This window comes from Pseudomonas juntendi (assembly GCF_009932375.1).
GTDB lineage: Bacteria > Pseudomonadota > Gammaproteobacteria > Pseudomonadales > Pseudomonadaceae > Aquipseudomonas > Aquipseudomonas juntendi.
In genome coordinates this window covers 1-9,744 of record NZ_BLJG01000204.1, presented here as the reverse complement: position 1 = coordinate 9,744, position 9,744 = coordinate 1, and the positions used below count along the sequence as shown (strand labels likewise).

Annotated in this window: 10 protein-coding genes; all 10 read left to right on the top strand. The window is 64.0% G+C overall.

Annotation, left to right across the window (positions count from 1 at the left end; genetic code table 11):
- The first annotated feature begins 174 nt into the window (after positions 1–174).
- Positions 175–507: a flagellar hook-basal body complex protein FliE gene (fliE, locus tag GYA94_RS21385; RefSeq protein WP_003254438.1), complete on the top strand. Its 333-nt coding sequence runs from the start codon at positions 175–177 to the stop codon at positions 505–507.
- 15 nt (positions 508–522) lie between these two features.
- Complete coding sequence (fliF, locus tag GYA94_RS21380) at positions 523–2,301, top strand: flagellar basal-body MS-ring/collar protein FliF (RefSeq protein ID WP_054904678.1); 1,779 nt, start codon at positions 523–525, stop codon at positions 2,299–2,301.
- Entirely contained in the window at positions 2,294–3,313 is a 1,020-nt protein-coding gene (gene fliG, locus GYA94_RS21375; RefSeq protein WP_003254434.1) for a flagellar motor switch protein FliG, read from the top strand. The genes fliF and fliG overlap by 8 nt, the downstream gene beginning before the upstream one ends.
- 109 nt (positions 3,314–3,422) lie before the next feature.
- Entirely contained in the window at positions 3,423–4,211 is a 789-nt protein-coding gene (gene fliH / locus GYA94_RS21370) for a flagellar assembly protein FliH (protein WP_161893060.1), read from the top strand.
- Positions 4,201–5,556, top strand: a complete 1,356-nt coding sequence (fliI, locus tag GYA94_RS21365) for a flagellar protein export ATPase FliI (protein WP_161893059.1) — start codon at positions 4,201–4,203, stop codon at positions 5,554–5,556. The genes fliH and fliI overlap by 11 nt, the downstream gene beginning before the upstream one ends.
- A gap of 6 nt (positions 5,557–5,562) precedes the next feature.
- Positions 5,563–6,015 (top strand): flagellar export protein FliJ, encoded by a 453-nt coding sequence (fliJ, locus tag GYA94_RS21360; RefSeq protein ID WP_054911383.1) that lies wholly within the window; start codon positions 5,563–5,565, stop codon positions 6,013–6,015.
- A 114-nt stretch (positions 6,016–6,129) separates the two neighbouring features.
- Entirely contained in the window at positions 6,130–6,432 is a 303-nt protein-coding gene (locus GYA94_RS21355; protein ID WP_110680054.1) for an STAS domain-containing protein, read from the top strand.
- A gap of 8 nt (positions 6,433–6,440) precedes the next feature.
- On the top strand, positions 6,441–8,132 hold the full coding sequence (locus tag GYA94_RS21350) for a fused response regulator/phosphatase (RefSeq protein WP_110680053.1): 1,692 nt from the start codon (positions 6,441–6,443) through the stop codon (positions 8,130–8,132).
- Between the two features lie 47 nt (positions 8,133–8,179).
- Positions 8,180–8,527: an Hpt domain-containing protein gene (locus GYA94_RS21345; protein WP_161893058.1), complete on the top strand. Its 348-nt coding sequence runs from the start codon at positions 8,180–8,182 to the stop codon at positions 8,525–8,527.
- Positions 8,528–8,597: 70 nt separating this feature from the next.
- Positions 8,598–9,744, top strand: a 1,147-nt coding sequence (locus GYA94_RS21340; protein ID WP_161893057.1) for a flagellar hook-length control protein FliK, incomplete at its 3' end; no start/stop codon positions are given.

The window sequence follows — 9,744 nt, the reverse complement described above, 5'->3', positions numbered from 1 at the left end:
GCGCTCAATCTCACAGGCAGTGAAGATGCAGCGGCTACCCTTGCCAGGAACCATAGAATCTCCCACAGGGGTGTGATGTTGCCTGAACGATAGAGGCTGGCACCTTTGTTGCTTTACCTAGGCTATTCGCTGCATGGGTGTCAAAAAAATGCGGCCGCAGGAGAGAGAAGGGTCATGAGCCAAGGTGTTGAATTCAATCGTCTGATGCTGGATATGCGCGCCATGCAGGCCGACGCCATGTCGCTGCCCAAGGTCACCGCTGCCCCCGAGCTGGCGCCCGGTCAAAGCACCTTTGCCGACATGCTCGGCCAGGCCATTGGCAAGGTGCATGAAACCCAGCAAGCCTCGACCCAGTTGGCCAATGCCTTCGAAATCGGCAAGAGCGGCGTCGACCTCACCGACGTGATGATCGCTTCGCAAAAGGCCAGCGTGTCGATGCAGGCCATGACCCAGGTACGCAACAAGCTGGTCCAGGCGTACCAGGACATCATGCAGATGCCGGTTTGAGGACGGATGTAACCCATGGCTGAAGCAGTCGTCGATAACGCCCCCGCCAAGGCTGGTTCGCCAGCGGCCAAGCCGCCGCTGTTCGGCATGGCGTTTCTGGAAAACATCGCGCAGATGCCCATGCTGCGGCAGGTCGGCCTCATGGTCGGCCTGGCGGCCAGCGTGGCGATCGGCTTTGCCGTGGTGCTGTGGTCGCAGCAACCCGATTACCGTCCGCTGTACGGCAGCTTGTCGGGCATGGACACCAAGCAGGTCATGGACACCCTGGCTGCGGCCGACATTCCGTACAACGTCGAACCCAATTCTGGCGCCTTGCTGGTCAAGTCCGATGACCTCGCCCGCGCACGTCTGAAACTGGCCGCGGCGGGCGTGGCACCAAGTGACGGCAACGTGGGCTTCGAACTGCTCGACAAGGAGCAGGGCCTGGGCACCAGCCAGTTCATGGAGGCTACCCGCTACCGCCGCAGCCTGGAAGGCGAGCTGGCGCGCACCGTGTCGAGCCTGAACAACGTCAAGGCCGCCCGCGTTCACCTGGCCATTCCTAAAAGCTCGGTGTTCGTGCGCGACGAACGCAAGCCTAGCGCTTCGGTACTGGTCGAGTTGTACCCAGGCCGCGCCCTGGAACCCGGGCAGGTGATGGCTATCGTCAACCTGGTCGCCACCAGCGTGCCGGAGCTGGACAAGTCACAGGTCACCGTGGTGGACCAGAAGGGCAACCTGCTGTCCGAGCAGATCCAGGATTCTGCGCTGACCCAGGCTGGCAAGCAGTTCGACTACAGCCGCCGGGTGGAAAGCATGCTCACCCAGCGTGTGCACAACATTTTGCAACCGGTGCTGGGCAACGACCGCTACAAGGCCGAAGTGTCCGCCGACCTGGACTTCAGCGCGGTCGAGTCCACTTCCGAGCAGTTCAACCCCGACCAACCAGCGCTGCGCAGTGAGCAGTCGGTTGATGAGCAACGTGCCAGCAGCCAAGGCCCGCAGGGCGTGCCTGGGGCGCTGAGCAACCAGCCGCCCGGTGCGGCCACGGCACCGCAGACCACCGGTGGCGCCGCCACCCCGGCAGCGGCCATTCAGCCTGGGCAACCGCTGGTCGATGCCAATGGCCAGCAGATCATGGACCCGGCCACCGGCCAGCCGATGCTCGCGCCGTACCCGTCGGACAAGCGTCAGCAAAGCACGAAGAACTTCGAGCTGGACCGCTCGATCAGCCACACCCGCCAGCAGCAAGGGCGCATGACCCGTCTGTCGGTGGCCGTGGTGGTCGACGACCAGGTCAAGATCGACCCGGCGACCGGTGACACCACCCGTGCCCCGTGGGGCAGCGAAGACCTGGCGCGCTTCACCCGCCTGGTGCAGGACGCCGTTGGTTTCGATGCCAGCCGTGGCGACAGCGTGACGGTGATCAACGTGCCGTTCGCGGCCGACCGTGGCGAGGAAATTGCCGACATCGCCTTTTACCAGCAGCCGTGGTTCTGGGATATCGTCAAGCAGGTGTTGGGCGTAGTGTTCATCCTGGTGCTGGTATTCGGTGTACTGCGGCCGGTGTTGAACAACATTACAGGGGGCGGCAAGCAAGCTGCCCCGGATAGCGACATGGAGCTGGGCGGCATGATGGGTCTGGATGGCGAACTGGCCAACGACCGCGTCAGCCTGGGTGGCCCGACAAGCATTCTGCTGCCTAGCCCAAGCGAGGGTTACGAGGCACAGCTCAACGCAATCAAAGGCCTGGTGGCCGAAGACCCGGGCCGTGTTGCCCAGGTCGTGAAAGAGTGGATCAACGCCGATGAGTGATAACCGAGCCGTTACCGCCAAGCTGAGCCGCGTGGACAAGGCGGCGATCCTGTTGCTCTCGCTGGGTGAAACCGATGCGGCGCAGGTGCTGCGGCACATGGGCCCCAAGGAGGTACAGCGGGTAGGTGTGGCCATGGCGCAGATGGGCAATGTGCACCGTGACCAGGTCGAGCAGGTGATGAGCGAGTTCGTCGACATTGTCGGCGACCAGACCAGCCTGGGCGTGGGCTCCGATGCCTATATCCGCAAGATGCTCAACCAGGCGCTGGGCGAGGACAAGGCCAACGGCCTGGTCGACCGCATCCTGCTGGGTGGCAACACCAGTGGCCTGGACAGCCTGAAGTGGATGGAGCCGCGCGCCGTGGCCGATGTGATCCGCTACGAGCACCCGCAGATCCAGGCCATCGTGGTCGCCTACCTCGACCCCGACCAGGCCGGCGAGGTACTGAGCAACTTCGACCACAAGGTGCGCCTGGACATCGTGCTGCGCGTGTCGTCGCTCAACACGGTGCAGCCAGCGGCCTTGAAGGAATTGAACCAGATTCTGGAGAAGCAGTTCTCGGGCAACTCCAACGCCGCGCGCACCACCCTGGGTGGCATCAAGCGCGCCGCCGACATCATGAACTTCCTCGACAGCTCCGTGGAAGGCGCGTTGATGGATGCGATCCGCGAAATCGACAGCGACCTGTCGGAGCAGATCGAAGACCTGATGTTCGTCTTCAACAACTTGGCCGATGTCGACGACCGCGGTATCCAGGCGCTGCTGCGCGAGGTGTCGTCGGACGTGCTGGTGGTATCGCTCAAGGGTGCCGACGAGCGCGTCAAGGACAAGATCTTCAAGAACATGTCCAAGCGTGCCTCGGAGCTGCTGCGCGACGACCTGGAGGCCAAGGGCCCGGTGCGGGTCAGCGATGTGGAAACGGCGCAAAAGGAAATCCTCACCATTGCCCGGCGCATGGCCGAAGCCGGCGAGATCGTGCTTGGCGGCAAAGGCGCCGAGGAAATGATTTAAGCGGCAAGCTACAAGCGGCAAGCTACAAGAAACAGCAGCCCTCGCGCAGCCTGCTTTTTCTTCAAACTTGCCGCTTGAAGCTTGCCGCTATGACCCACAGGCATTACCAATGTCCACCAAAGAACACCACCCCAGCGACCTGATCCGTGCCCGCGACCTCGAGGGCGTGGATGTATGGGCGTTGCCCAGTTTCGACCCGCAACCCGAGCCCCAACCTGAGCCAGAACCCGAGGTGGTCGAGGACGAAATCGAGGAAGTGCCGCTGGAAGAAGTCCAGCCACTGACCCTGGAAGAGCTCGAAGCCATACGCCAGGAAGCCTACAACGAGGGCTTCGCCACCGGTGAGCGCGAGGGCTTCCATAGCACCCAGCTCAAGGTGCGCCAGGAGGCCGAAGAGGCGCTCAAGGCCAAGCTCGACAGCCTTGAGCGGCTGATGAGCAACCTGATGGCGCCGATTGCCGAGCAAGACACGCAGATCGAAAAGCAACTGGTGCATCTGGTCGCGCACATGACCCGCCAGGTGATCGGCCGTGAGCTGCGCACCGACTCCAGCCAGATCACCCAGGTGTTGCGCGAGGCACTCAAGCTGCTGCCCATGGGCGCGGAGAACATTCGTATTCACCTCAACCCGCAGGATTTCGAGCTGGCCAAGGCCCTGCGCGAACGGCACGAGGAAAACTGGCGGCTATTGGAAGACAGCGCCTTGTTACCGGGTGGTTGCCGCATCGAAACCGCGCACAGCCGCATCGACGCGAGCATGGAAACGCGTACCGAAAAGGCCGTGGCGCAGTTGTTCGACCAGTTGCACGACCATTCCCTGCACCCGGCTCAACCCGACCTGGCGATAGACCTGGATGCGCCGCTCGAGCCTGCCGTGGACAACCCTGATGCGCCTTGAACGCACCAGTTTCAGCAAGCGCCTGGGCAGTTACGCCGAGGCCATTGCGCTGCCCGCCCAGCCGATTGTCGAAGGCCGCCTGCTACGCATGGTCGGCCTTACCCTGGAGGCCGAAGGTCTGCGTGCCGCCGTTGGTAGCCGCTGCCTGGTGATCAACGACGACAGTTACCACCCGGTGCAGGTCGAGGCTGAGGTCATGGGCTTTGCCGGGGCCAAGGTGTTCCTCATGCCGGTGGGCAGCATTGTCGGCATTGCCCCGGGCGCACGCGTGGTGCCGCTGGATGACGGCGGCCGCCTGCCCATGGGCATGAGCATGCTCGGCCGGGTGCTGGACGGTGCGGGCCGTGCGCTGGATGGCAAGGGCGGGATGAAGGCCGAGGATTGGGTGCCGATGGACGGCCCGGTGATCAACCCGCTCAACCGCGACCCGATCAGCAAACCGCTGGATGTGGGTATTCGCAGCATCAACGGCCTGCTGACCGTCGGCCGGGGTCAGCGCCTGGGCCTGTTTGCCGGTACTGGCGTGGGTAAATCGGTATTGCTGGGCATGATGACCCGCTTCACCGAAGCGGAAATCATCGTGGTCGGCCTGATTGGCGAGCGGGGCCGCGAGGTCAAGGAATTCATCGAGCACATTCTCGGTGAGGAGGGCCTGAAGCGCTCCGTGGTGGTCGCCTCGCCGGCCGACGATGCCCCCCTGATGCGCCTGCGCGCCGCTATGTACTGCACGCGCATTGCCGAGTACTTCCGCGATAAAGGCAAGAATGTGCTGTTGCTGATGGATTCGCTGACCCGTTTTGCCCAGGCCCAGCGGGAAATTGCCCTGGCCATTGGCGAGCCGCCGGCCACGCGGGGTTATCCGCCGTCGGTGTTTGCCAAGCTGCCCAAGCTGGTGGAGCGGGCGGGTAACGGCTTGCCGGGCGGTGGGTCGATCACCGCGTTCTATACCGTGCTGTCCGAAGGTGACGATCAGCAAGACCCCATCGCGGATTCGGCGCGTGGTGTGCTTGACGGGCACTTCGTGCTGTCGCGGCGCCTCGCGGAGGAAGGCCATTACCCGGCCATGGATATCGAAGCCTCGATCAGCCGGGTGATGCCGCAGGTGGTGGATGCCGACCACTTGCGCCAGGCGCAGAAATTCAAGCAGCTGTGGTCGCGCTTGTCGCAAAGCCGCGACCTGATCAGCGTGGGTGCCTATGTGGCGGGCGGCGATCCGGAGACTGACCTGGCGATTGCCCTGCAGTCGAAGCTGGTGGGCTTCTTGCGCCAGGGCCTGCGTGAAAACGTGGGTATGGCGCAGAGCCGTGAAGAGCTGGGGGCGATCTTCACGCCCCCGGCCGGCTGATAGGCCATGGCCCTCCCTGGGCGCGCCGCGCGCCTGGCGCCGGTGGTGGACATGGCCGAAGAGGCCGAGCGCAAGGCCGCCCAGCGGCTGGGCCATTTCCAGCAGCAAGTTGCCGTCGCCCAGGCCAAGCTGGCCGAGTTGGAGCGGTTTCGCGAAGACTACCAGCAGCAGTGGATCAACCGCGGTGGGCAGGGGGTCAATGGCAACTGGCTGGTGAACTACCAGCGCTTCCTTGGCCAGTTGGAAACGGCGATGACCCAGCAGCGGCAGAGCCTGGTCTGGCATCAGAACAACCTCGACAATGCCCGTGGCACGTGGCAGCAGGCCTACGCCCGGGTGGAGGGGCTGCGCAAGCTGGTGCAGCGCTACCTGGACGAGGCCCGCCGCGCCGAGGACAAGCGTGAGCAGCGCCTGCTGGACGAGTTGTCCCAGCGCCTGCCGCGGCAAGATCAGTTCTGAATCCGGGGCGTCGCTTTGTGAAGCGGCCTGTGGGCGCCGTGTTCTTGCCGCCCGTGCCATCGCCTGCTAAACCTTCAACAAGCTGTATTCGCCATCATCGAAGGAATCGCTCGCATGGCAGTGGAAACTGATCTCACGCAGGATGGGAAAACGTTGACGATCAAGATCAAAGGACGCTTCGATTTCAGCCAGCATCAGGAATTTCGCGGTGCTTATGAGCGCCAACCAGGCCGGCACGATCGCGTGGTTGTCGATCTGAAAGACACGACCCACCTCGACAGTTCGGCCCTGGGCATGCTGTTGCTGCTGCGTGACCATGCGGGCGAAACGGTCGAGGTGGAAGTGATGAATCCCAGCTCCGATGTGCGCAAGATTCTCGCCATCTCCAATTTCGAAAAACTCTTCAAGATCAGCTGAGCGCCGACATGCCGGCCGAACAGGCATTGACCGTACTGGTTGCCGAGGACGGTGCCGCCGACCGTCTGTTGCTGGCGCAGATCGTGCGCCGCCAGGGGCACGAGGTTGTCACTGCGGAAAATGGTGAGCAGGCCGTGGCGCTGTTCGTCGAGCGGCGCCCGCAGTTGGTGCTGCTGGATGCGCTGATGCCGGTCATGGACGGCTTCGAGGCGGCGCGGCAGATCAAGGCCCTGGCCGGCGAGGCGCTGGTGCCGATCATTTTCCTCACCTCGCTGAACGAGGAGGAGGCCCTGGTGCGTTGCCTGGAAGCGGGCGGCGATGACTTCATGGCCAAGCCCTACAGGGCGGTAATACTGGCAGCCAAGATCCGCGCCATGGACCGCCTGCGTCGGTTGCAGGGTACCGTGCTGGCGCAGCGCGACCAGATCGCCCGGCACCACCACCACTTGCTCAACGAACAGCGGGTGGCCAAGGCCGTGTTCGACAAGGTGGCGCATGCCGGCTGCCTGGCGGCGCCGAACATCCGCTACCTGCAATCACCCTACGCCTTGTTCAATGGTGACCTGATGCTGGCGGCCTTCACGCCGGCCGGCGACATGCGTGTACTGCTGGGTGATTTTACCGGCCACGGCTTGCCGGCTGCGGTGGGTGCCATGCCGCTGGCGGAGGTGTTCTACGGCATGACCGCCAAGGGCTACGGCATGGCCGAGGTCCTGCGCGAGATGAACGCCAAGCTCAAGCGTATTCTGCCGGTCGACATGTTCTGCTGCGCGGTGCTGCTGAATCTGAGCATGCAATGTGGCGCAGTAGAGGTCTGGAATGGCGGCATGCCTGATGTCTACCACCTCTCGCTGGATGGCCAGGTGTTGTCGGTGCTGCAGTCTCGGCACCTGCCGCTGGGTATTCTGGCGGCCGAACGCTTCGATGCCAGCACAGAGATGTTGCCGCTGGTGCCAGGGGAGCGCCTGTTCCTGCTGTCGGACGGGGTGCTGGAGACTGCCGACGAGCAGGAGCGCCTGTTCGGCGAGCGGCGCCTGCGCGAGGTGCTGAACGCCAATCGTGACCCGGCCCGCTTGTTCGACGAGCTGCTGTTGGCCCTGGAGCGTTTTGGAGGGCACCCGCGCGACGATATCAGCCTGTGCGATATCCGCATGTTCGGTGCCAAAGAGCGGCCACCGATGCCGGTGGTCTACGCTGACAGCGGACGGTCCAGCCCGCAGGACTGGTCGTTGGCGTTCGAGGTGCGGGGTGCCAGCCTCAAAAGTTTCAACCCGGTGCCCTACATGGTGCAGTTGTTGCAGGAAATACCCGGCTTGCGAGCGCGCACTGGCCACCTGCACAGCGTGCTCAGCGAGTTGTATTCCAATGCGCTGGAGCATGGCGTGCTGGGTCTGGATTCGCAGCTCAAATGCGATGTGCAGGGCTTTGCCGACTATTATCAAGAACGGGCGCGGCGCCTGGCATCGCTGGCTGAAGGTTGTGTAAGCATCCGTTTCAGGGTTGAACCGCGTGGCCAGGGTGGGCGTCTGAGTATCGAAGTCAGCGACAGCGGCGCTGGTTTCGATGTGCCGAGCGTACTGGCACGGGCTGTGCCGGACCACGGGCTGAGTGGGCGTGGCCTGAACCTGGTGCGGCAGCTGGCCGGTGATGCGCGCTGGGCAGAGGGTGGGCGGTGTGCGCAGGTGGAATTCGAATGGTGAGCCCCGGGCGGGCTTGGGCATAATCTGCTTGATCAGGGAGTGAGCAAGTGACGGACATGCATATCGATCACCGGGTCCTCAACGACCTGCGTGAGGTCATGGAGGATGGCTATCTCAAGTTGGTGGAGACGTTTCTCGAGGATTCGGAGTGCCGCGTGGGGCAACTGCATGCGGCCAAAAGTGCCCCCGAACTCAGGGCGGCTGCGCACAGCTTCAAAGGCAGCAGCAGCAATATGGGCGCGATGGTTTTGGCCAGCCTGTGCCAGCAGCTTGAAGAGCGAGCGCGGCGGCCGCCGCTGTACGGCATCGAGGACCTGATCAGCCGCATTGACCTGGAGTACAAGGAGGTAGAGCGCTTTTATCGCGCAGAGAAAGCTCGCATTTCTGCAGGCTGACGGCTAGTTGGCGCGAGTCTTGCTTTTCTCCGCCAGGAAGATACTCACGTTCTGGCGCGGAGACCGCTCGATGCCTGTCGCACCCAACCCTTTGTTGCAAGCCAATGCCCCCGCCAGTAGCGCGCGTTCAACTGCCCTGCAGGCAGACAAACCCGTGCAGGCGTTGGGCGACAAGGGCGACGGCTTCGGCCAGGTCATGGCCCGGCAGCGGCGCAACCCGCCGGCTGGGCACGATGACAAGGTTGCCCAGGCCAGGCCCAAGGACAAGCCGGAAGCGGCTGTTGGCGGCAAGAAAGACCCGGGCAGCAAGGCAGCGGTTGCCGATGACGGCAACAAATTGCCAGATGACGATACCGCCCAGGCCGATGCCGGGCTGACGGACGCCAGCCTGGTGGCCGGGCAAGTCACCGATGGCCAGCCCGGCGGGCAGTTGATCCAGGCCCAGGCCGAGGCGGTGACGCCCGTGTTGCAAGCCGCCACGGCGCAAGCCCAACTGGCCACCGCAGTGCCGGCAGAACCCACCGAAGAAGCCTTCGACCCTGACGCCGACCCCTTGGCCAACCTGCCAACCCTGCGCCTGGCGCTGGAGCACAGCGCCCAGGCCAAAGGCAGTACTTCCGCACATGCCCTTGATCCGGCTCAGGCCCAGGGCGATGACGGCCGCGCTGCCGTCAATACCTTGGCGAATCTGGTCGAGCAAGCCGAGGGCGACGCTACCGAGTCCGGTGACGGGGCGTTCGGTGCCTTGCTCGAAGATGGCCTGAAAGACACCAAGAGCGCTGCCAGCGACACCCGTATCGACGACTTCGCCAATCGCCTGGCCAGCCTGACCCAGGCAGCCACGGCCAAGACCGCCAACGCGGTGCCGGCCAGTGCCAGCCCGCTGCACCAGCCCTTGCCGATGAACCAGAATGCGTGGGCTGAGGGCCTGGTCAACCGGGTCATGTACTTGTCCAGCCAGAATCTCAAGTCGGCGGATATCCAGCTGGAGCCGGCCGAGCTGGGCCGCCTGGACATTCGCGTCAATGTGGCGGCGGACCAGGCGACCCAGATCACGTTCATCAGCGGCCACGCGGGCGTGCGTGATGCCCTGGACAGCCAGGTGCACCGCCTGCGCGAGCTGTTCGCCCAGCAGGGGCTGGCGCAGCCCGACGTCAACGTCGCCGATCAGTCGCGGGGGCAGCAGCAGCAACAGGGCCAGGCACAGGACAGCAACC